This is a genomic window from Saccharopolyspora pogona (assembly GCF_014697215.1).
Taxonomy (GTDB): Bacteria; Actinomycetota; Actinomycetes; order Mycobacteriales; family Pseudonocardiaceae; genus Saccharopolyspora; species Saccharopolyspora hattusasensis.
This window is the reverse complement of sequence record NZ_CP031142.1, coordinates 2,432,113-2,452,115: the sequence shown is the minus strand read 5'-3', so window position 1 is coordinate 2,452,115 and position 20,003 is coordinate 2,432,113. Positions and strand designations below refer to the sequence as shown.

General features: G+C 68.2%; 21 protein-coding genes and 1 pseudogene. 4 read left to right on the top strand and 18 right to left on the bottom strand.

Annotated elements, in window-relative coordinates; all coding sequences use genetic code 11:
* Nucleotides 1-96: 96 nt before the first annotated feature.
* The 5 genes from DL519_RS11145 to DL519_RS11125 all read right to left on the bottom strand — a co-directional run bounded on the left by DL519_RS11145 (nucleotide 97) and on the right by DL519_RS11125 (nucleotide 5,072).
* Nucleotides 97-306, bottom strand: coding sequence for a hypothetical protein (locus DL519_RS11145; RefSeq protein WP_190814489.1), 210 nt, complete (start codon nucleotides 304-306; stop codon nucleotides 97-99).
* A 551-nt stretch (nucleotides 307-857) separates the two neighbouring features.
* On the bottom strand, nucleotides 858-1,451 hold the full coding sequence (locus DL519_RS11140) for a transposase (protein ID WP_190814487.1): 594 nt from the start codon (nucleotides 1,449-1,451) through the stop codon (nucleotides 858-860).
* A 462-nt stretch (nucleotides 1,452-1,913) separates the two neighbouring features.
* Nucleotides 1,914-2,864, bottom strand: a complete 951-nt coding sequence (locus tag DL519_RS11135) for a tyrosine-type recombinase/integrase (protein ID WP_223838757.1) — start codon at nucleotides 2,862-2,864, stop codon at nucleotides 1,914-1,916.
* Between the two features lie 116 nt (nucleotides 2,865-2,980).
* Nucleotides 2,981-3,448 carry an AbrB/MazE/SpoVT family DNA-binding domain-containing protein gene (locus DL519_RS46190; protein WP_223838756.1) on the bottom strand — a complete coding sequence of 156 codons (468 nt, stop codon included), beginning with the start codon at nucleotides 3,446-3,448 and terminating at the stop codon, nucleotides 2,981-2,983.
* A gap of 706 nt (nucleotides 3,449-4,154) precedes the next feature.
* Complete coding sequence (locus DL519_RS11125; protein ID WP_190814485.1) at nucleotides 4,155-5,072, bottom strand: LysR family transcriptional regulator; 918 nt, start codon at nucleotides 5,070-5,072, stop codon at nucleotides 4,155-4,157.
* A gap of 172 nt (nucleotides 5,073-5,244) precedes the next feature.
* On the opposite strand from DL519_RS11125, the gene DL519_RS11120 reads away from it, so the two are divergent.
* The 4 genes and pseudogenes from DL519_RS11120 to DL519_RS11105 form a co-directional block, all read left to right on the top strand.
* Nucleotides 5,245-6,048, top strand: a complete 804-nt coding sequence (locus DL519_RS11120) for an enoyl-CoA hydratase/isomerase family protein (protein WP_190814482.1) — start codon at nucleotides 5,245-5,247, stop codon at nucleotides 6,046-6,048.
* 34 nt (nucleotides 6,049-6,082) lie between these two features.
* The gene (locus DL519_RS11115) at nucleotides 6,083-7,696 is read left to right on the top strand and encodes an acyl-CoA synthetase (protein WP_190814480.1); all 1,614 of its coding nucleotides are present in this window, start codon (nucleotides 6,083-6,085) and stop codon (nucleotides 7,694-7,696) included.
* A 122-nt stretch (nucleotides 7,697-7,818) separates the two neighbouring features.
* The gene (locus DL519_RS11110; protein WP_190814478.1) at nucleotides 7,819-9,144 is read left to right on the top strand and encodes an MFS transporter; all 1,326 of its coding nucleotides are present in this window, start codon (nucleotides 7,819-7,821) and stop codon (nucleotides 9,142-9,144) included.
* A gap of 33 nt (nucleotides 9,145-9,177) precedes the next feature.
* Nucleotides 9,178-9,423: pseudogene (locus DL519_RS11105) on the top strand (dihydrofolate reductase family protein); the annotation flags it as partial.
* 208 nt (nucleotides 9,424-9,631) lie between these two features.
* Here DL519_RS11105 and DL519_RS11100 read toward each other — a convergent pair.
* From DL519_RS11100 to DL519_RS11040, 13 genes are all read right to left on the bottom strand, one after another.
* A complete protein-coding gene (locus tag DL519_RS11100; RefSeq protein ID WP_190814476.1) occupies nucleotides 9,632-10,639 on the bottom strand; it encodes an RNA polymerase subunit sigma-70 in 1,008 nt (335 codons plus the stop codon).
* A 156-nt stretch (nucleotides 10,640-10,795) separates the two neighbouring features.
* Complete coding sequence (locus tag DL519_RS11095; protein WP_190814474.1) at nucleotides 10,796-11,128, bottom strand: hypothetical protein; 333 nt, start codon at nucleotides 11,126-11,128, stop codon at nucleotides 10,796-10,798.
* A complete protein-coding gene (locus tag DL519_RS11090; RefSeq protein WP_190814472.1) occupies nucleotides 11,125-11,952 on the bottom strand; it encodes a FadR/GntR family transcriptional regulator in 828 nt (275 codons plus the stop codon). The genes DL519_RS11095 and DL519_RS11090 overlap by 4 nt, the downstream gene beginning before the upstream one ends.
* Before the next feature lie 42 nt (nucleotides 11,953-11,994).
* Nucleotides 11,995-12,147 (bottom strand): hypothetical protein, encoded by a 153-nt coding sequence (locus DL519_RS49855; RefSeq protein WP_397545044.1) that lies wholly within the window; start codon nucleotides 12,145-12,147, stop codon nucleotides 11,995-11,997.
* A gap of 163 nt (nucleotides 12,148-12,310) precedes the next feature.
* Complete coding sequence (locus DL519_RS11080) at nucleotides 12,311-12,514, bottom strand: hypothetical protein (protein WP_190814467.1); 204 nt, start codon at nucleotides 12,512-12,514, stop codon at nucleotides 12,311-12,313.
* Nucleotides 12,515-12,519: 5 nt separating this feature from the next.
* The gene (locus DL519_RS11075; protein ID WP_190814465.1) at nucleotides 12,520-12,777 is read right to left on the bottom strand and encodes a hotdog family protein; all 258 of its coding nucleotides are present in this window, start codon (nucleotides 12,775-12,777) and stop codon (nucleotides 12,520-12,522) included.
* 154 nt (nucleotides 12,778-12,931) lie between these two features.
* Nucleotides 12,932-13,717: an enoyl-CoA hydratase/isomerase family protein gene (locus DL519_RS11070; protein ID WP_190814464.1), complete on the bottom strand. Its 786-nt coding sequence runs from the start codon at nucleotides 13,715-13,717 to the stop codon at nucleotides 12,932-12,934.
* Nucleotides 13,714-14,538: an alpha/beta fold hydrolase gene (locus DL519_RS11065; protein WP_190814462.1), complete on the bottom strand. Its 825-nt coding sequence runs from the start codon at nucleotides 14,536-14,538 to the stop codon at nucleotides 13,714-13,716. Before DL519_RS11065 ends, DL519_RS11070 begins: the two co-directional genes overlap by 4 nt.
* A gap of 97 nt (nucleotides 14,539-14,635) precedes the next feature.
* Nucleotides 14,636-15,502 carry an ATP-binding cassette domain-containing protein gene (locus tag DL519_RS11060; protein WP_190814460.1) on the bottom strand — a complete coding sequence of 289 codons (867 nt, stop codon included), beginning with the start codon at nucleotides 15,500-15,502 and terminating at the stop codon, nucleotides 14,636-14,638.
* Nucleotides 15,489-16,319, bottom strand: a complete 831-nt coding sequence (locus tag DL519_RS11055; protein ID WP_190814458.1) for an ABC transporter ATP-binding protein — start codon at nucleotides 16,317-16,319, stop codon at nucleotides 15,489-15,491. Before DL519_RS11055 ends, DL519_RS11060 begins: the two co-directional genes overlap by 14 nt.
* Complete coding sequence (locus tag DL519_RS11050; protein ID WP_190814455.1) at nucleotides 16,316-17,164, bottom strand: ABC transporter permease; 849 nt, start codon at nucleotides 17,162-17,164, stop codon at nucleotides 16,316-16,318. The genes DL519_RS11055 and DL519_RS11050 overlap by 4 nt, the downstream gene beginning before the upstream one ends.
* Nucleotides 17,157-18,221 carry an ABC transporter permease gene (locus tag DL519_RS11045; protein WP_190814453.1) on the bottom strand — a complete coding sequence of 355 codons (1,065 nt, stop codon included), beginning with the start codon at nucleotides 18,219-18,221 and terminating at the stop codon, nucleotides 17,157-17,159. Before DL519_RS11045 ends, DL519_RS11050 begins: the two co-directional genes overlap by 8 nt.
* 4 nt (nucleotides 18,222-18,225) lie before the next feature.
* The gene (locus DL519_RS11040) at nucleotides 18,226-19,839 is read right to left on the bottom strand and encodes an ABC transporter substrate-binding protein (RefSeq protein WP_190814451.1); all 1,614 of its coding nucleotides are present in this window, start codon (nucleotides 19,837-19,839) and stop codon (nucleotides 18,226-18,228) included.
* Between the last annotated feature and the right edge of the window lie 164 nt (nucleotides 19,840-20,003).

The window sequence follows — 20,003 nt, the reverse complement described above, 5'->3', positions numbered from 1 at the left end:
TGGCAGTGCGAGCCCCCGGCCCACGATCACGCGCTACCCGGCGCGTGCACCCCGGTCCGCGGCCAACGGGGAAGCCGCGGAACAGGACGACCGAAGTCAGGCGGCCTCGGGGATGTGCGGGCCACTCTCGCGCCTGATCTGAACAACGCGGTCGAACAACGCGGTCGACTGGCGCTCGACCTCGGGCGCCACGATCTCGAAGACCTTCTCTACCGGCACGACACGGCCGGTCTGGCAGTGCACCGGGCAGTTGGCCGCAACCTTGTTGATGTCCTGGACCAGGGCGCCAGGCTTCGGATTTGGCATCGATTCCCCTCTTCTTCACAACGACACACCGGCCAGCGTGCCTCCGTGGTCGCGCCCGGACTCGAACCGGGATTACCCGAACCTCCGCACAACGTGGCACCGTGGCCAGCGACACGGACGCGCACTGCGATTGTTCTGTTGGCTCTGGCCGTTGCATGAATCGGCACGGGGCCACTGCGTCGCTGCAGGCCCGCCGCAAGGGGTGAGCGAGTTTGGTGCAACTCGGACCGTCGTGTCGCCCGTTCGCGTGGTGTGTTCAGGAGAGGGTTTTGACGCTGGCGATGGGAGCGAAATGGGAGGATCGTGGTGACATGAACTGCGTTGTACTGCACCGAACGGCAGCGTACTGCACCCGTTTTTGCTGCGGTTTCTCGATTTTCGCAGGTGAGTGTCCTTTTAGGACTTGACTGGGGGTCAAGGGGTCGCAGGTTCAAATCCTGTCAGCCCGACGTTGGCTGAAGCCCGCTGACCGGCATGTAAGTGCAGCTCAGCGGGCTTTTTCGTGCCCGGGTGTGGATCTGGTGGTGATCCTCGCATCAAGATCAAAAGGCCTATCCAGGTCCCCGGTAAGCAGCGTCGGCCACCACGTGGATGGTGCGTTCGGGGAACGCGCGGGCGAGCAACCCGACCAGGGCACGGGCCGCATCGGGCTTGGAGACACCGGATTTGGGGATATGCAAACGGAACAGAACCGGCAGGCAGACCGCTCTGGTCAAAACGGGCACGGTCACGATGAGTCCGACGACCACGAAGCAGTTACCCCGCCCGATCCCGTCGCGGCCCCTCGCTGAGCCGTCGTGCTGCCAGAACACCCCGTGGGTCTTGGCGCCATAGCGGTGGAACAGGGTGTCGTCGACCACCACCGTCACCGCCTGCCCGGCCGGGACGAAACGGGCCACCACCAGACGGGCCAGCAGCAACCCCAGCGAATCCAGATCCCAGCGGGCGTGAGAGAAGAACCGGTGCGCCCGAGCGTGATGGGACCGTCCCGCCAGTCCGGCCGCGCTCCACATTCCCGTTACCGTCCGGGGGCCCGTGGCTGCCAGCAGGCCGGTCACCAGCGAGGCGAACGTCGCGAACGTCGGCGCGGTGAACACCGCAGGGACGGACAGTAGTCGTCGGGTCAGTTGGTACAACAGTGACACGAACACTCGACCATGATCTCAGGCGGTCCCTTTGGCCCCGCACCAGGCGCGACGACTTTTCGAGCGGTACAGGTGCCGTGCTGGGCGGGGTCGCGGAGGTCAGGAATGAGCGTGGGGGAGACGGGTTACCAGCGGACGGCGTCGCTTCTCTTCTTGAGCAGGATCAGGCTCGAAATACTGTTCAGTGCAGCCGTGACCAATCTCCTGTGCTCGCGCATAAACCTGACGTGTGCGAGGTGTCGGCGTGCTGTCTTTATCAGCATGATCGCGGACAGCAGCAGCCACCCCATTGCCGATGCAAACTCGGGCCATCCGTGCATCCGGACTCTGGGTCGGCAAGCGATCCCTGTGTGGCGCGGCTGTTGGCTGGTGATGGCATCGGGTCGTGGTGTGAGGCCCGGCTGTTCAATCCGGGCCTCTCACGTGGTTTTGGTTTATGAGGGCTTGGTTTGCGGTCGGATTCTATGGGTTTTGGTGGGGTGGTGGGTTTGTTGCGAGTGGGTGTGGTTCGCCGGTGAGTGCGGCGAGTGCGGTGGCGATTTCGTGGATGCTGGCGCGGATGTAGGTGGTGGTTGTGCCTCCGTCTCCGCCGTTGTCGGTGTGGCCGGCGTAGGCGCGTGCTACGGCGTAGCCGTAGTTGCGTTCGACCCAGGTGAGGGTGGTGTGGCGGAGCCAGTGGGTGCTGATTTGTTGGGTGGCGACCCAGGGCAGGTGTTTGCCGAGTCGTACCCAGAGGTGGTCGTAGCGTCGTGTGGTGATGGGTTCATTGTTGCGGTAGCGCAGTAGCTGTCCGCCGTGCTCGAGGGCGCCGCGTTGTTCGGCGTGGTCGAGGAGGTGCTTCATGAGGGTGGGGGAGACGGGTTGCCAGCGCATGGTGTCGCCTTTTTCGTGCAGCCGGATCAGGCACTGGTCGGGGTCGAGGTCGCGGGGCCGCAACGCGAGTGCTCCGCCGCGGCGGCATGCGGTTTCGATGTGCAGGCGCAGCAGCAGCGTGTCCAGGGCGGGATCGTTGCCGGTGGTGGCGGCGACGTGGTTGATCTCCTCCAACCGGGTGTCGGCTAGTCCGCGGCGGGTGCTGGGCAGGCGGCGGGGTTTGGCGACCTTTCTTGCGGGGTTGTCTGCCTCGGCGATCAGTCCGTCGGCGATGGCGTGGTTGTAGAGGCAGCGCAGGGCGGCGATGAGGTGTTCGGCGGCGCCGCGGCCGCCGCGGCCGCCGCGGGCGTTGCGGCGGATGACGACCTGGGCCCTGATGTGTTCGGTGAGGTGTTTGATCTCCAGGGCGGTGGGTTCGTCGAGCCTGCGGTGGCCCCAGGCTTCGATCACTCGTTTCCAGTAGGTGCCGTAGACCCGTCTGGTTCCGGCCGAGACGGCCGCGGAGACCTGGGGGATGTACTCGGCGAAGGTCGGGGCCATGGGCCGGGTAGTGGGGGAGTTGACGAGGTCTTGTGGGGAGACGCCGAGTCGGGTGAGGAGGACGTGTGCGGCCTCGATCTCCTCTGGGCTCGGACCAGAAGTGATCTTGCTCTCGGTTACGAAGTCTCACCGCCTCGCAGTGCGCCGTGGCGTGGCGCCAGGGCGTGCTCCAGAGCGGTCATGGTGTCGATCAACAAGAGGTCCCGGTCGGGGTCCGCTACGAGGAGGACAGGGTCGCCGACGTGGATGCCGCAGCGGGTGCGGGCCGCGACGGGAAGCACGACGTGGGGTGTCTCCGGCAGCTGATGGATTCCACTCGGGTCCGGACTGAGAACGAGTACGTCGGAGATCACGATGAGGGCGATGCGCCAGCCCGGATGCCATCCCAGTGTGTGCAGAATCAGGCGGGCCGATATCCGGCCGGAGGGATCAACCCGGCCGATCCCATAGGCCGCCGAAGGCTCCTGCCGTGTGGCAACGGCGGGCACCGGCAAACCCCTGCCGTCGCCACGGAGCGGGCCGCTCGGATGGGCCGCCGTCTTCCTGGAGGGTGGGACCAGGCCCGTCACGACGCGCTCACTCATGGCCGCCACCACCTCGGCGACCAGCGCACACCACGACCGAAGAGATCAGTGAAAGCACACAACCGCAGTGGCCAGTCGGCCACTGCGGGTTGCGGGAGGTCCACCTTGCTTGGTGGGGAAATTTCACCAGTTTTTGTGTCCGAGGGGCGACTTGCACACTATCCACCCGCCTTTGGCTGTCTGGGGTCGGCTGATTCTCATGGAGTGCCGACGTCCCCGGGCCGTCCCGCCTGTCCAGTACGGGGTCCCTTGGGGGCACCAGGGCGGGACAGGTGGAAAGGCGATGACCTGCTGTTTCAGTGAAACTCTGATCGGGCGGCTCAGGTCGGCTGTCCCGAACGAGCCTGAACTACCCGCATAAACCGTGCAGGGCTGGGACCGTGCCCGTTTCCAGTCACGCCCGGATCTGGGCCGTGAGTTGGGCGTCGGTGAGCGGGTGCTGCGCGTGGGCGGTCCGTGGCGCCGCTCGTCGAGCAGCACCATGCGCGGCAGTGCTCGGAGCACCTGTTCGGCGAGCGCGTCGAACAGGGTGGAGTCTTGCAGCGGCGCGAACACGTTGCGTGCGGCCGAGTCTCGGGTGGGCTCGACGACAGCCAGCTGTCCACCACGGGGAGCTTGAGAGACGTAGATCAGCCACCGCAGCAGGCTCGCGATCGTCTTGCCGGAGCGCGCCGCGCCCGGCCAGAGGTTCGCTTACTCGCGACGATCAGCTGGCCGCGGGCGGGGCCTCTGCGTGGTGGCCGGCCGCGGCCAGCCCCGAAGCGGCGACCGCGGCCAGGGCGTCGATGGCGGCGTGCCTTCGCCGCGATACCCACACCACCGAAGTTCGCCAGGACAGCGGGGAATCCTCCAGCGGGCACCAGGTCAACCCCGCCCGAGGCTCGCCAGGGGGCGGTTCGTTGAAGTGCACTCCGCGGCTGGCCAGCACGAGGCCGTGCACGAAGTGCGGGTTGCGCGCGTGCCGGATCGCGCCGGGGCGGAATCCTTCGGCGCGGCAGATCGACAGGACGTGGTCGTAGAGCATCGGCGCCATCGCGCGCGGGAAGATCACCAGCGGTTGACCGTTGAGGTCCCGCAACCGCACCGGTTCCGGGCCGGCGAGCGGATGCTCGGTGGGTAGCAGCACGCCGAGCGGGCGGCGGGCGACCGGGCTGGAGTCCAGGCCCGAGATGTCGCAGGGGTGGCGCACCATCGCGGCGTCCAAGGTGCCCTCCCGCAACGCCGCCAGCTGTTCGTCGGTGGTGAGCTCGTGCAGGTCGACCAGGACGTCCGGCGCGCGTTCGGCGAACTCGTGCAGCATCGTGCGCAGCGTGACGGGCATGGTGTCCGGCGGGATCCCGACGCGCACGACGCCGTTCTCCCCAGGCAGTAACCGGCGCATCGCCTCCTGCGCTGACTCGGCGCTCTCCAGCACCCGGCGCGAATGCTCCAGCAGCAGCGCACCAGCCTCGGTGAGCTGCACCTGGCGGGGGCCGCGGTCGAACAGCTGCACCCCGAGCTCCCGCTCTAGGTCGCGGATGCGCTGAGACAGCGGTGGCTGCGCCATGTGCAGCCGGGCCGCCGCACGGCCGAAGTGCAGCTCCTCGGCCAGCACTGTGAAGTAGCGCAGGTGGCGGAGTTCCATATCGCTTTGATATCACGGCCGGAGCGGAATGGTGTTGGACGCGGTGCTGCTCCGCTTGCTTGCATTCCATGCACCGGTTCTGGAAGTCCCAGCTCCCGGTCCTGTTCCACGGAATCGTCACGCGCCTTTTTCGCATCCGGATCGCTTTTCGCGATCTCCTGGAGGTATTCCCATGAACGTTCCAGCAGCCACCGCTTCGAGCACGGAGACCGTCCTGCTGCGGCGCGAAGTGGTGCCCGGCGGCACCGTCGGCGTGGTCACGCTCAACCGGCCGGGCAAGCTGAACGCCTGGACTCACGACATGCGCGCCCGGCTGGTGGAGATTTTCGCCGAGCTCGGCGCGGACGAGGACTGCCGCGCGGTGGTGATCACCGGTGCTGGGCGGGCCTTCTGCGCTGGTCAGGACCTCGCTGAGACGGCTGCGATCGATCAGTCGGACCACGCCGCGGCGGAGGCTTGGATCGACAGCTTCGACACGTTGTACCGGGCGGTGCGCGACATCGACAAGCCCACCGTCGCCGCGATCAACGGGGTCACCGCCGGTTCCGGGTTCCAGTTCGCACTGCTGGCCGACCTCCGGGTCGGGCATGCCGGAGTGCGCATGGGGCAGCCCGAGGCGCGATCCGGAATTCCGAGCATCACCGGGATCTGGGCGATGTGGGACATCCTCGGCAAGGCCAAAACGATCGAGTTCACGCTCACCGCGGAGCTGGTCGACGGGGTAGAGGCCCAGCGGCTCGGCTTGCTGACTGAGCTGGTCGACGAGGACGCCGTGCTCGACAAGGCGATCGCGCTCGCTACGAAGCTCACCGAACTCCCGCCGGGCGCCGTGGGACTGACCAAGGCGCGGCTGCGCGAGATCGACGATGCTGCGCTCACCGATGCCATCGAAGCGGCGAAGAGGGTACACGCCGCCGCCTACGCCACCGGCGAACCGCAGCGCGAGATGGACCGGTTCCTGAGCAAGCGCCGCTGACCCCCACCGCACGAACAGGAGTGCACCAGCCCGCATGAGCACCATCGAATCCGAACACCCAGGCGTGCCATCCGCGGAACTCGCCGCAGGCGAGCGCGCCTACCGCGAGCTGATCGCCGGTCAGCGCTGGCACGTGCCCGAGCGCTACAACATGGCCGCCGACCTCGCCGACCACCACCCGGCCGACCGGACCGCGCTGATCTTCGAGGACCACACCGGCCGACACCAGGAGGTGAGCTGGGCGGAAGTCCGAGAGCGGTCCCTGCGGGTGGCCGCGCACCTGCACGAGCTCGGAGTCCGCAAGGGCGACCGGGTGGCGGTGCTGCTGCCGCAGCGGCCGGACACCCCGGCGACCTACCTCGGGGTGCTGCGGACCGGGGCCGTGCTGGTGACCATGTCGCTGCTGTGGGCGGACGAGCCGATCGCCTACCGGCTCGCCGACTCCGGCAGCACCGTCCTGCTCACCGAGCAGGCAGAGCTGGAGCGCGCCCGGCCGCTCGCCCGCGAGGCCGGGGCACGCCTGGTGAGCGTGGACGACCCGGCGATCGGGCGGCGTCCGGCGGAGTTCGCCACGGTTGACACCGCGGCCGACGATCCGGCGCTGATCTTCTACACCTCCGGCACCACCGGCGAGGCGAAGGGGATCGTGCACGCGCACCGAACCCTGCTGGGACACAACGAGTTCCAGTACTGCCACGATCTCCGCCCCGGGGACGTCTTCTACGGCGCGGGCGACTGGGCGTGGTCGATGGCCAAGCTCATGGGACCGCTGCGGGCGGGCGCCGCGCACCTGGTCTACCGACCCGCGGCCGGGTTCGACCCGGACGGGCTGCTGGCCGCCATGGCTCGCAACCGGGTCACCACGGCGCTGGTGAACCCGACCTTCGTGCGCAAGATGCGCGCGGAGGTCCCCGATGCGGGGACCCGCCACCCGCAGTCGCTGCGGGTGGTGTGCTGCGCCAACGAGCCCCTCTCGGCCGACCTCATCGACTGGTTCCGCGAGCAGTTCGGCCTGACCCTGCTGGACTACTACGGCTCCACCGAGTCCTACCCGCTGGTGGGCAACTTCCCGGGCGTTCCGGTCAAACCGGGTTCCATGGGGCGCCCGCTGCCCGGCTGGGACGTAGCGCTGCTGGACGAGCAGGAGAGGCCGGTCGAACCGGGGCAGCCCGGCGAGATCTGCCTGCGCGCGGGCAGCAACCCGCAGTTCCCACTGGGTTACTGGCAGCGACCGGAGGCGTCGGAGAAGGACTTCAGCGGCGACTGGTACCACACCAAGGACCAGGCGGTGATGGACTCCGACGGCTACTACTGGTTCCTCGGGCGCACCGATGACGTCATCAAGACCTCCGGATACCGGGTCGGGCCGTACGAGGTCGAGGCGGCGCTGCGCGAACACCCGGCGGTCGCCGACGCCGGGGTGGTGGGTCTGCCGGACCCGGTCCGAGGCCAGGTGGTCAAGGCATGGATCGAGCTCGCCGATGGGTTCGCGCCGAGTCCGGAGCTGGGCGAGCAGATCATGTCGTTCGCCAAGGAGAACTACTCCCGGTTCGCCTGCCCGCGGCTGGTCGAGTTCGACCCGCGACTTCCGCGGTCGGCGACCGGGAAGATCCAGCGCGCCGAGCTGCGGCGGCGGGATCTCACCTGAGTTGCGGTGGTGGGGCGCCGGTCCACCCGATGCCCCACCGCGTGTTTTGCCAGACCCCACAGGTTTCCCTGCTACGACAGATGCCGGGCGAAGCACCGGACGCAATGGACAGGAGTTCGGAAATGCCACCGGACCAGCTCACCACCGCGCAACCACCGACGGCCGAGATGGCCAGGACGCGGCGCCGGGTCACCCTCGCCACCGCCATCGGCAACTTCGTCGAGTGGTTCGACTCCGGTGCCTACGCCGTCATGTCGGCCACCATCGCGATGTTGTTCTTCCCGCGCTTCGACCCGGCCGCAGCGCTGCTCGTGACCTGGGCGATCTTCGGCGCGGGCTTCGTCGCCCGCCCGATCGGGGCGCTGTTCTTCGGGCGCTTCGGCGACCGGGTCGGACGCAACCGCGCGCTGGCGTTGAGCGTGCTGTGCATGAGCTCCTCGACGTTGGTCATCGGGCTGCTGCCCACGTACACGACCATCGGCCTGGCCGCGCCGCTGCTCCTGCTGGTCATGCGCATGGTGCAGGGCTTCTCCACCGGTGGTGAGTACACCGGCGCCTCCTCGTTCATCATGGAGTACGCCCCGGACGGTCGACGGGCTCGCTACGCCAGCGTCGTGCCGATGACCGTCGGCGTGGCGGCAGTGGTCGGGTCCGGGGTGGGTGTACTGCTCACCGGCGTGTTGTCCGAGGACGCGCTGCAGTCCTGGGGATGGCGGATCCCGTTCCTGATCGCCGGTCCGCTCGGCGCGATCGGGCTCTACCTGCGTTCCCGGGTAGCGGACACGCCGGTGTTCCGCACGCTCGAGAACGCGGAGAGCACGACGCGGACGCCGCTGCGGGACGCGTTCAAGGTGGCGCGCAAGCAGATTTTCGCGCTGTTCGCCTACAGCATCACCAACGCGGTGGGCTACTACTTTATGAGCAGCTACATGATCTCCTACATGTCGACGTCCTTGGGTTACACCAAGACCGAGGCGCTGCTGACGAACGTGCTCTCGATGCTGGCCTACACGGTGGCGTGCCCGCTGATGGCGAGGGCCAGCGACCGTTTCGGCCGACGCCCGATGCTGCTGGCCGCCTGCGCCGGTTTCATCGTGCTGACCATGCCCGCGTTCCTGCTCATGGAGACCAGCCTGCTGGGCGCCGTGATGGGCAGCTCGGTGCTGGCGGTGCTGGTGGCGACGATCGGCACCAGCAACGTCCCGGCGATGGTCGAGCTGTTCCCGGCGCACTTGCGGGCCAGCGGTTCGGCCATGGGCTACACCGCCGCCTACGTCCTGTTCGGCGGTACCGCGCCGTTCGTGGCGACCTGGCTGGTGGGCACCTCCGGCAACCCGAGCGCCCCGGCGTTCTACCTGATGGGCGGCGCAATGCTCAGCCTCCTGGCGGTGGTCTTCCTGGTCGCCGAGACGAAGACGCTGTCCCTGTCCCGCACCACCATCCGCTGACGACCGCCAGTCCCCTCCGGTCCGCCGGGTGGAGTCACCGAGATCACCCGGCTCAAGACAGAGGACGCCGGCCCGATGGACATCGGCGGCGCGACGCTCGCCGGGGCGGCCATGCGGGCCGGGCTGATCGACGAGTACATGCTGGTCACCGTGCCGGTCCTGGTGGGCGGCGGCACGCCGTTCTTCACCGCGCTGGACAGCTGGGTGAACCTGAACCTCGTGGAGACGCGGACATTTCCCGGTGGCGTCGTGCTGACCCGATACGAGACGCGGCGATGAGCACGGGCCAGTTGCTCGGTTCGTGAGGCCGGGTCGAAATCCTTCCTGACGTTCTTCGGGCATCAAGATGCCCCGCCGGCAACGCCGGCGGGGCGGTGGTGTTCGCGTTGTCGCGTTGGTGTTCAGCTGGTCGGGGTGCTCATTCCGCGGTGACTTCGGTGACGCCGGCCCGTGGGCCTGGACTCGTCGACGACGGGGACTTGTCTGATCACAGTGTCGGGGGCAGGTCCAGCCATGGTTTGTCGGTGGCGTCGAATCCGGTGAGCTCGGCGATCTTCCCGTCGACGATGTGCAGGACCGCGATGTTGAACAACCGGTACTCCGGGTCGTCAGGGGTGCGGAGGTACAGCGCGGCGGCGGGCATGCGGTTGACCGTCGTGGCGATACAGCGCCAGTCGTCGTAGCCGGGCTGGAAGAGCCCACCGGAGACCCAGCCGTCCACCGCGTCCTTGGCCGTGATGACCGAGGTGCCCGCCTCGGGCAGCATCACGAAGCGCAGGTCGTCGCGCAGCAGGGACATCAGCCCGTCGAGGTCGTTGCGCTCATGGGCGTCGATGTACGACTTCACCACGCCGCGCTCGTCATTCGACAGCTCGTGGGCGGCGGGGCTCCGCCAGTCGAGGCGGCGGTCGGGCAGCTGCTCGCGCATCGTCACGCGCGCCCGCTGCAGCGCGCTGGTCACCGATGCGATGGTCAGATCGAGGGCGTCGGCGGCCTTCGACGCCGGCCAGCCGACGACGTCGCGCAGGATGAACACCGCCCGCTGCCGCGGCGGCAGGTGCTGGACGGCGACGATGAACGCCAGCTCGATCGTCTCCCGCGCCACCACCGATTCCTGCGGGTCCTCGGGGAGCATCCGGTCGGGGTACGGCTGCAGGTACAGCACCTCGGAGCCGGAGTCCGACAGCCCGGACAGTACGGGTGTGCGGTCATTGCGCTTCTCCAGGAAGTCAAGGCAGACGTTCGTCGCGATCCGGTACAGCCAGGTCCGCAGCGCAGCGTGGCCCTTGAACGACTCCCGCTTGTTCCACGCTCGCAGGAACGTCTCCTGCGTCATGTCCTGGGCGTCCTCGTAGTTCGCAAGCATCCGGTAGCAGTGCACCTGCAGCTCACGCCGGTGGCGCTCCGTAATGAGCGCAAACCGCGCCGTATCGCCTGAGCGAACCACCGCGATGAACGAGGCCTCGTCAGCGCCCAGCGGTCTAGCGTCGGTCATGGTCACCAATCCTTCCACCGGTGCGAGGGGGCTACCAGAACCGACGACGTGGCGGAAGAATTCTGATCGGTGAAGCCGCTGACACCGGGCCGTTGGTCAGGGCGGTGAGGCCCAACCAGAGTGCCGTACTTCGCAGCGACCGGCGAGTGGGCCAAATCAAGCCTGCGGCGCGCTGATCTCGATGGGGTCGCGCACCGAGTGCAGCACCGACGCGCCGGCGTGCGCCGTGTGGAGGTAGTGATCGAGGAGCCGATGGGTCGCCGCAGGTCGCTCGGTGTCCCGCTCCTCGGTGTGGACGAGTTCGACGGCGTACACCCGGAGCAGGTCGTGGCAGGTGAATCGGCCCGGGGTGTGCTCGACGAGCAGGTGGGCGCGAGTCAGTTCACGCAGCATCGCCCGGTCCCGTCGGATCGGGACCGCGGCCAGGCTGGCCGCGGCCAGGGCCCCGGTGTCGGGGCCGGGATGCAGCGCCAGCAGGCGGAACATCATCGCCGCGTCCGCGCTGAGAAGCCGGTACGATCCAGGAGAAGACCGACCGGCCGGTTGTCACGGTAGGCCTGGCGCAGCCGGACGAGATGCTCGCTCATCGCCCTCGCCGCCGCGTCACCGTCACCGTCGTCGATCGCACGCAGGATCGCCTCGTGGTCGTGATCGACCTGGCCCCAGAACTCGTGCGGGACGTCCGGGTCGAGGAAACGCGCCTGCAGGACCCGGAACACCGGCTCGGTCATGACCGCGAGCAGGCCGTTGCCCGTGGCCTTGACGACAAGTCCGTGGAAGTTGCGGTGTTCGCGGAACTCACCCCCGCGTCCCCGGCTCATGATCTCTCGGTCGATGGCTTCCCGCAGCGCCGCGAGATGCTGCCGGTTCCGGCGATGCGCGGCAAGCCGCGCGGCCGGCACCTCGAGGAGCTCACGAGCCTCCAGCATGTCGGCGACCGAGACGTCGGTCCCGGACAGCAGCCCGATGCTCGTCTCGAGGTATTCGCTGACCTGATCGAGCTGGACCCGGGCCACGAACGTCCCGCCGGTCGTTCCCCGGGTCGTCCGGATCACGTCTCGGGACGCCAGGGCGCGCAGCGCCTCCCGGATGGTGCTCCGGCTCACCCCGAAGGCGCTGGCCAGCTCGGCCTCGGAGGGCAGCCGGTCGCCCGCGGCGAGCGACCCGCTCAGGATGCGCTGCAGGAGCTGGTCGGTCACCTGCTGGTAGGCCGGCCGGATCCGGCTCAACGACAGTGCGTCGGCGACCGCCGATCGCGAGACGACGGTCTTGTCGTCGGTGGACTTGCCCGACGTCTTCGATCCCCGTGTCATGAATGCAGGCACCTCCGCGGCGAACATGGACGCATCAGTGTTTCACTTCTTGCGGCTGTTGATGTAATCCGCACGAATTTTCACGCTTGATAATCTCCCACCGGGGTTCCGTGGCAATTTTGCCACGACGTGCCATTCGCGCGGAACCTTGTACTTTGCGATGTGTTGCCGCACATACGTCTCCAGGTTCCCCATGTAGAGCTGCTCGGATCCCGCCCGCGCGACCACGAACGCCGCGATGCGCTCGCCGTACACACGTCGTCGGGGACGCCGATGACCGCCACGTCGTCGACACCCGCGTGCTTGGCGACCGCCTCTTCGATCTCGCGAGGGAAGATGTTGACGCCGCTGGCGATGATCATGTCGCCGGCTCCTCGACGATCCGGCGGATCTGCTGGGCGTGGGTGGGCACCAGGAAGACCGTGTTCGACCGGGAGACCTCGAGCATCTTCAGGAATTGCTCCGGGTCCCAGCTCCGCAGGACCGACACGGTGCCACCGAGCTGCGGCCCGGCGAAGCCGAAGGCGAACCCGGCGCCGTGGTAGAGCGGCGCGACCGCCATCGTGCCTACTCCTGGCCTCCTTGATTCATCAGCATGACCGCTGTTGCCTCCATGACCGGATCTCCACCGTGCTCGCGGACGAGCCAGCGGTACTCCCGGATCACCTTGCCGCTCTTCGTGGCCCGTTCCACCTCGGGTGTCAGCTCCAGGCTGAGCACCTGACCCGCCCGGACCATCCGCAGGAACGTCACCGACTTCAGTTCGACGAGCGCGATCGCGTCGTCAAGCGCGCCCGACTGCTCGGCGAGGCCGCCGGCCAGCAACAGGACGCCCTGCCAGGCAGCGGCGCGGCCACCCCGGACGACCGCTGCGCGGGTGTCGGGTTGAACAACGGATGCGGGTTTCCGCCGCTGGCGACGAGACCCTCGATGAGCTCGGCGGTCACCACCACCGTGGGCGACACCGTCGGCGCGGCCATCAGACGTTCCCCCACTGCGGTTCGCGCTTCTCGACGAACGCACGGTAGCCCTCCGCCATGTCAGGAACCTCGTCCAGGAAGCGGCTGAACATCTCCCGCTCCAGCCGGAGACCCTCGGCGAGCGGCAGGTCCCCCGCCGCGTTCAGCAGTGCCTTGACTGTCGCGATCGCCGGCCGGGAGCGCCCGCGGAGCGAGTCGGTGATCTTGGCGACCTCGGCATCGAGGTCGGCCAGCGGCGCGTGGGCGATCGCGAGTCCCCACTGGACCATCCGCGGTCCGTCAAGCCAGGTGGGCGTGAGCAGCAGCGCCCGGGCCCGCTGGTCACCCAGCTTGCGGTGGGCGCGCATGCTCGCGCCGGCGCCCGGGACCATGCCGAAGCCGAGGTGGATGTCCCCGACCCTGGCCTCGTCCGCGGCCACCACGAAGTCACAGGCGAGCAGCAGCTCGAAACCGCCGGCACGGGCCAGGCCGTTCACCGCCGCGATCGACGGGACGGGGAAGTCCTGGAGGCGGTCGAGCAGCCTGTGGTAGCCGCGGATGAACGGTACGAACGTGCCACCGGGATCGGCGAAGCACGCACCGAGGAAGTCGATGTCCATGCCGACACTGAAGGCCCGCCCGACCCCGGTGACGACGATCGCACGCAGCGACGTGTCCCGCTCAGCGGCGTCCAGCGCGGCGTTGAGCCCGGCGACCACGTCGGGCGTGATGCTGTTCATCGCGCCGGGGCCGTCCAGGACGACCCGGAGCACCTGGTTCTCGGCCGTGAACCGGACGGTCGTCATGCGTCGCCTCCGTCCGTGTCGTGCGCGGCGCCCGGATCGAGCGCGAACGCGAGGAGTTCACGCGCGTAGTCGTGGGGTGCCCGAAGATGCGGCTGGCCGCGCAGCCCGGGCAGCGTCACGAGGCGGGCGTCGCGGGCCAGCGCCAACGCCGCCGGATCCTTGTCGGCGAGCAGGTCGAGCTCGGCGTCGAGCAGCAGTACCGGAGCTGCAACCGCAGCCAGCGGCGCCGACGGATCGTGCCGGAAGGCGGCCTGGTAACCCCAGTCGTACCGGGCGGCGACCCGCATCACCTCGACGACCCCAACCTGGAGCATCTGCGGCGAGAGCCCCGGCCAGATCCGGCGATACCGCTCGACGGCCCAGGCGAACTGCGCCCCCTCGGCGTCGAACGGCACCTCAGGGGTCCAGGCCGCGATGTACCGCGCGCGCTCCTCGTCGGTGAACAATGCGACACCGCTGAGTACCAGCCCGGCGACCCCCCGGTCGAAGGCATGCGCCATCTCGATCGCGATCGAGGCCCCGGTGTGGACCCCGCCGAAGACCGCGTTCTCCATGCCGATCGCCGCCGCTGCCCGGGCCAGCACCCGGGCGTAGTCGGGGATCTCGAAACCGGCACGTGGCGGGGCGTCCGAGGCGCCGTACCCCGGCGTGTCGAACGCGACGACCCGGGCCTGGCCCGCCAGCAGCGGAAGAACCTGCTCGTAGACCTGTGACGACAGCGGCGACTCGTGGAAGAGGCCGATCCACGGGCCGGTGTCGCCCGCGGTGCGGAAGTGGACCTGCCCCCACTCGGAGTCGACGTATCCGCCACGGGTCATCATGCCGGCCCCCCGGCCTTGACGAGCAGCTCCATGTCGGCGGTGCTCGTGACCCACGACATCGCGGCTGCGTCGACGACGGTCACTCTCCTGTCCACGCTCACTCCTGACCGCCCGCTGCGCCGGGCCGGAATCCGGCGGTGGTGACGGCGGTGTCACCGGCGAATGCCTTGTAGGCATGGCGCTCCCGGGGGTCGGCCGACAGCCGGGCGGAGAGCAGCGTCTGGGTGTAGGCGTGCCCCGGCGCGCTGAACAGCTGCTGGGTCGGTGCCGTCTCGACGACCTCGCCCAGGTACATCACCGCGATCCGGTCGCTGACCCACTCCACCGTGTGCATGTCGTGCGACACGAAGAGGTACGCCATGCCGTACTCCTGCTGCAGTTCGGCGAGGAGGGCGAGGATCTGTGCCCGGATGGACAGGTCGAGTGACGACGTCGGCTCGTCGAGCACCATGAACCGTGGCCGGCTGATGATCGCCCGGCCGATCCCCACCCGCTGCTGCTGCCCGCCGGACAGCTCACCCGGCAGCCGGTTCGCCACGGTCGCGGGCAGCCCGACCCGGTCGAGCGTCTCGAGCACCTGCCGGCGGATCTCCTTGGTGCCGAGGCGCGGATTGTGGATCTCCAACGGCTCGGCGACGATGGCGCCGATCGAGAGGCGGGGGTTCAGGGACTCGTAGGGCTCCTGGAAGACGATCTGCATGGTGGCGCGCTGCGCCCGCAGTTCCTGGGGACTCAGCGCACCGAGATCCTTGCCGGCGAACGTCACCGTGCCCTGGTCGACGTCGAGGAGCCGCAGCACGGCCCGGCCGAGCGTTGACTTGCCCGAGCCGCTCTCGCCGATGACGGCGAGCGTCTCTGCCTCCTCGATGCGCAGGGACACGCCGCGCAGCGCGTGGACCGGGTTCCCGCCCCGCCGTCGCGGCGGGAAGGTCTTGTGGACGGCGTCCACCTCAACGAGCGACATTGAGCTTCTCCCCTGGCTTCGGCACCGAGCGGATCAGGCTCCTGGTGTACTCGTGCCGCGGGTCGACCATCACGTCCATCACCGGTCCCGTCTCGACGACCTCGCCGGCGTACATAACGATGACGCGCTGGCAGTACTGCGCGATGACGCCGAGGTCGTGCGTGACGAGCAGCATGGACCGGCCATCGTCCCGCACCAGGCCCGAGATGAGATCCAGGATCTGCGCCTGGACGGTGGCGTCGAGGCCGGTCGTCGGCTCGTCGGCCATCAGGATCGCCGGCGACAGCGTGGTCGCGAGGGCGATGACGACGCGCTGCGCCATACCACCGGACAACTGGTGGGCGTAGCCGTCGAGGACCCGCTCCGGCGCGCTGATTCCTACGCTCTTGAGCATCGCAAGCGCGATCTCGCGCGACCTCGCCTTCTTCACCCCGGTGGAGTGCGCGCGCTGCACCTCGTAGAACTGGCGCTCGATCGAGTAGATCGGGTTCAGCGAACCGAACGGGTTCTGCGCCACGAAACCGATCTTCTCGCCCCTGATGTGGCGCATCTGTTTCGGCGACGCCCGGGCGATGTCGATGTTTCCGGCAAATTCGATCTTGTCCGCGGTGACCGTGCTGTTGGGCCCGAGCAGCTTGAGAATGCCCTTGACGGTCGTCGACTTGCCGCAGCCGGACTCGCCGACGATCCCGACGATCTCGCCCTTGTACAGGTCGAGGTCGACGCCCTTGACCGGGTGGACCGTGCCGTCGGGGCTGTCGATGCGGACGGCGAGGTTGCGGACTTCGAGAACCCGTTCGCTCGACGGGGCGCTCATCGGTGGGTCCTTGCCGTGCGGTCGCCGATGGCATCGGCGAGCTGGTTGAAGGCGAGGACGCACAGGAGCACGGCCAGGCCGGGGAAGGTCGCGATCCACCACTCACCGGACGACATGTTCCCGGCACCGTCTCGGATCATCCCGCCCCACGACGGGGTCGGGGCACTGACGCCGATGCCGAGGAACGACAACGAGGCGATGACGACGATGGCGTTGGCGATGGTCAGCGAGGTCTGCACGAGGATCATTCCCCAGACGTTGGGCAGCAGGTGGCGCACCATGAGCCGGCGCGGGGAGGCACCCATCGCGATGGCGGCCTCGACGAACCGGCTCTCCCGGATGGACAGGACCTCACTGCGCAGGAGCCGCATGTAGCGCGGCACGTTGATCAGTGCGATGGCCACCACGACCATGTAGAGCTTGTTGCCCGAGACCGAGACGAGCGCCAGGGCCAGGATGAGCAGCGGGAAGGCCTGGAAGGCGTCGAGCCCGCGCACGAGGCGCTCGCTGCCCTTTCCCTTGGTGCTCGCCGCCAGGCCGAGCGGGACACCGATCAGCAGCGAGAGCACCGTGCCCGCCAGGGCGAGCGAGAGGTCGATGCGGGCGGCGTCGATGACCCGGGAGAACACGTCGGCGCCGGTGCCGTCGGTGCCGAACCAGTGTGTGCCGCCCGGCCCCACGAGCGACGACGCGCTGTCCGTGCCGGTCGGGTCGAACGGCAACGGGGCGACGAGGCTGGCGAGCAGCAGCAGGGCGATGAACAGCACGCCGATGAACGCGCCGGGGTGCTGTTTGATCAGCCCTCGCGCGAGCCGTCCCCTGGGGGCGGTGAAGGTCTCACGCATGCGCGATCCTCGGGTCGAGTAGCCCGACGACGATGTCGAGCAAGGTGTACGTGACGAGCGTGATCGACCCGGCGATCAAGACCATGCCCTGCACGACCGGAAGGTCCAGGCGCAGGATGCCCTGCAGCGCCCACGAGCCGACGCCGTTCCACGCGAAGATCCGCTCGACGATCGCCTCGCCGCCCAGTAGGGCCGCGAAGATCACCCCCGCGTAGGTGACGATCGTGGCACGGGCCTCCACGAAGGCGTACCTGACCACGGCGCGCTCCGGCAGGCCCATCGCGCGTGCGAACTGCGCCTGCTGGGAGTTCATCGCCTTGCCGACCGTCGTGCGCGCCGTTTTCGCGAAGTAGGCGGCGTAGACGAGCCCCAGCGTGAGGACCGGCAGCATCAGGTGCTGCAGGGCCGACCAGAACACCGGCATGTCGCCGGCGATCAGGGCGTCGAGGGGGATGACCCCGGTGACGCGCGGCGGCGCCGTCTCGACGATGCCTAGCTCCCCTGAGGGGGCGGGTGCCCACCCGGCCAGGAAGAACAGGAAGTACAGGAGCATCAGGCCGAGGAAGAAGTCGGGGATCGACTGGAACACGCTGACGGCGAGCCGGCCGACCTTGTCGGGCAGCCGGCCGCGGAAGTACGCCCCGGTGACCCCCACCCCGATCCCGATGATCGCGGCCACGATCACCGACAGGATGATCAGCTCCAGCGTCGCCGGCAGCTTCTGCAGGATCTCCGAGGTCACCGGCTGATTCGAGTAGTAGGACTCGCCAAGATCCCCGTGCAGCACTCCGCCCATGTAGTCGACGTACCGCTCCCAGAGTGGCCTGTTGAGGCCGAGTTCCTCAGCGATCGCGGCAACCTGCTCATCGCTGGCCAACGGGCCGGCAATGACCCTCGCCGGGTCTCCGGGGGTGACACTGACCAGGAGGAAGGACAGTGTCATCACCCCGAAGAGCGCCGCGATGAGGAAGCTCAGCCGAGCAAGCACCATGCGGGCAGGTCCGGCCGCCTTCGGCGGCTTCCGGGTCCGCAGGCCTGGTGTTGTGCTCAGCGACATGAGATCAGCCCCGGCTCAGTTCCTGGAACATCGCCCCACCGGTCGGCAGCGCGACGAAGCCCTTCAGGTCCTTCGCGACGCCGGCCAGGTCTGGCACCTCGACGAGCGAGATGATCGGCTCGTTTTCGGCCACGACCTTCAGCGCCTGTCCCACGACCGCGTCACGCTCGGTACCGGGCGCGAGGCTGAGCGCCTCCTGGGTGAGCCGGTCGAGCTCCGGATTGCTGTAGCCGCTCTTGTTCAAGGACGAGCCCTTGAACAGGTACAGGTACAGCGCGAAGCCGATGTCCGGCTGCGACGGGCGCTCCGTGTAGAGGTAGGACTGCAGCTTCTTCGCGCTCACGGCACCCTCGAAGTCCGCGACCGAGGGAACGGCCTTGAGGGACGCCTTGACACCGACCTTGGCCAGGTCCGCCTGAATCAGGCGGCCGAGGTTCTCGGCATACGGTCCGGGCCGCTCGGTGCCGAAGGACAGCTCGATGTCCAGCCCGTTGGGGTAGCCGGCTGCGGCGAGTTCCTTCTTCGCCAGCTCGGGGTCGTACTTGCCCAGCTCCGGCTGGTTGTCGAAGAGCACGCTCGACATCGGCGTGTAGGCGGGCTTGGCATACCCCTGGTAGATCGAGCTGACGATCGCGTCACGGTTGATCGCGTGGCTGATCGCGTGGCGCACCTCGGGCTTGCCCAATGCCGGATCGGCCATGTTCACCGACAGGTTGTGCCGGTTGGAGTCGGGCTGCTTGGAAACCTTGGCACGCGAACTGGCATCGATCTTCTTCAGCTGATCGATCGGCGGCCCCGAGATCATGTCCACGTCACCCGACATCAGCAGCTGCGCACGCGACGACCCCTCGGGGACCGCCTTGAGCACGATCTCCTTGAAGTACGGCTTCGTGTCGAAGTAGTTCGGGTTCTGCTCCAGGCGGACCTCCTGGCCGGGGTTGAACGACTTCAGCTGGTACGGGCCGAAGCCGGCGGTGTGGTCCTTGAGCCACTTGGCGGCCCACGGGTCGTCCGTCGTGGCGTGCTTCTTCACCTCGGTCGAGTCGAGGATGCCGACGATCGGGTAGGCGAGGATGGACAGGCTTACCGCCGACGGCTTGTTCAGGCGGTACTTCAGCGTGTAGTCATCGACCTTCTCCCACGGCTTCTCCTTGTTGACGTTCGCCGTCGGGAGCAGGATGCCCGCCTGCAGGGACGTCGGGGTCGAGAGCATGCGCTGGAAGGAATAGATGACGTCGTCCGCCTTCAGCTCGTTGCCGTACTGGCTCTTGACGCCCTTACGGAGCTTGAAGGTGTATTCGGTGCCGGCGGCGTTGGCCTCGTAGGACTCCGCAAGCGAGAGCTTGAGGTCCTTGACGCCGATGATCTTGTCGCCACCCTTGCTGGTGTCGTACTCCAGCAGCGTCGCCATGTAGGCGTCGGAGGTCATGATCGAGTTGAGCCCGGTGAAGACGTTCGGATCCAGCTGCGTCGGTGTGGTCGTCCAGGCAACACGCAGAGTATCCGAACCCGAGGCACCGCTCGGCGACGATGACCCGCCGCCGCTACAGCCAGCGACAGCGACGGCGATGACCGAGATCGCCGCCACGCCGAGGCTGCGCACAGTCCCTGAACGCATCTCAACTCCAAACTGTCAGCGCCGACCACGGGTCGGCAATCGTCTGACATTAGGGTGACAGCGTTCACAGACGCAATATCCACGGATCACGGTAGCGTTTCGACACACCACCCGAGCAGCCACGAATGCCCAGGCCCCGTGACAGGGAGGCGACGGTAGCGCAC

Bases quoted from the DNA above. Each gene is read 5' to 3' on its own strand.
- DL519_RS11145 (WP_190814489.1), bottom strand. From the start codon at position 306: ATGCCAAATCCGAAGCCTGGCGCCCTGGTCCAGGACATCAACAAGGTT.
- DL519_RS11135 (WP_223838757.1), bottom strand. From the start codon at position 2,864: ATGGCCCCGACCTTCGCCGAGTACATCCCCCAGGTCTCCGCGGCCGTC.
- DL519_RS46190 (WP_223838756.1), bottom strand. From the start codon at position 3,448: ATGAGTGAGCGCGTCGTGACGGGCCTGGTCCCACCCTCCAGGAAGACG.
- DL519_RS11125 (WP_190814485.1), bottom strand. From the start codon at position 5,072: ATGGAACTCCGCCACCTGCGCTACTTCACAGTGCTGGCCGAGGAGCTG.
- DL519_RS11120 (WP_190814482.1), top strand. From the start codon at position 5,245: ATGAACGTTCCAGCAGCCACCGCTTCGAGCACGGAGACCGTCCTGCTG.
- DL519_RS11115 (WP_190814480.1), top strand. From the start codon at position 6,083: ATGAGCACCATCGAATCCGAACACCCAGGCGTGCCATCCGCGGAACTC.
- DL519_RS11110 (WP_190814478.1), top strand. From the start codon at position 7,819: ATGCCACCGGACCAGCTCACCACCGCGCAACCACCGACGGCCGAGATG.
- DL519_RS11100 (WP_190814476.1), bottom strand. From the start codon at position 10,639: ATGACCGACGCTAGACCGCTGGGCGCTGACGAGGCCTCGTTCATCGCG.
- DL519_RS11095 (WP_190814474.1), bottom strand. From the start codon at position 11,128: ATGATGTTCCGCCTGCTGGCGCTGCATCCCGGCCCCGACACCGGGGCC.
- DL519_RS11090 (WP_190814472.1), bottom strand. From the start codon at position 11,952: ATGACACGGGGATCGAAGACGTCGGGCAAGTCCACCGACGACAAGACC.
- DL519_RS49855 (WP_397545044.1), bottom strand. From the start codon at position 12,147: ATGGGGAACCTGGAGACGTATGTGCGGCAACACATCGCAAAGTACAAG.
- DL519_RS11080 (WP_190814467.1), bottom strand. From the start codon at position 12,514: ATGGCGGTCGCGCCGCTCTACCACGGCGCCGGGTTCGCCTTCGGCTTC.
- DL519_RS11070 (WP_190814464.1), bottom strand. From the start codon at position 13,717: ATGACGACCGTCCGGTTCACGGCCGAGAACCAGGTGCTCCGGGTCGTC.
- DL519_RS11065 (WP_190814462.1), bottom strand. From the start codon at position 14,538: ATGATGACCCGTGGCGGATACGTCGACTCCGAGTGGGGGCAGGTCCAC.
- DL519_RS11060 (WP_190814460.1), bottom strand. From the start codon at position 15,502: ATGTCGCTCGTTGAGGTGGACGCCGTCCACAAGACCTTCCCGCCGCGA.
- DL519_RS11055 (WP_190814458.1), bottom strand. From the start codon at position 16,319: ATGAGCGCCCCGTCGAGCGAACGGGTTCTCGAAGTCCGCAACCTCGCC.
- DL519_RS11050 (WP_190814455.1), bottom strand. From the start codon at position 17,164: ATGCGTGAGACCTTCACCGCCCCCAGGGGACGGCTCGCGCGAGGGCTG.
- DL519_RS11045 (WP_190814453.1), bottom strand. From the start codon at position 18,221: ATGTCGCTGAGCACAACACCAGGCCTGCGGACCCGGAAGCCGCCGAAG.
- DL519_RS11040 (WP_190814451.1), bottom strand. From the start codon at position 19,839: ATGCGTTCAGGGACTGTGCGCAGCCTCGGCGTGGCGGCGATCTCGGTC.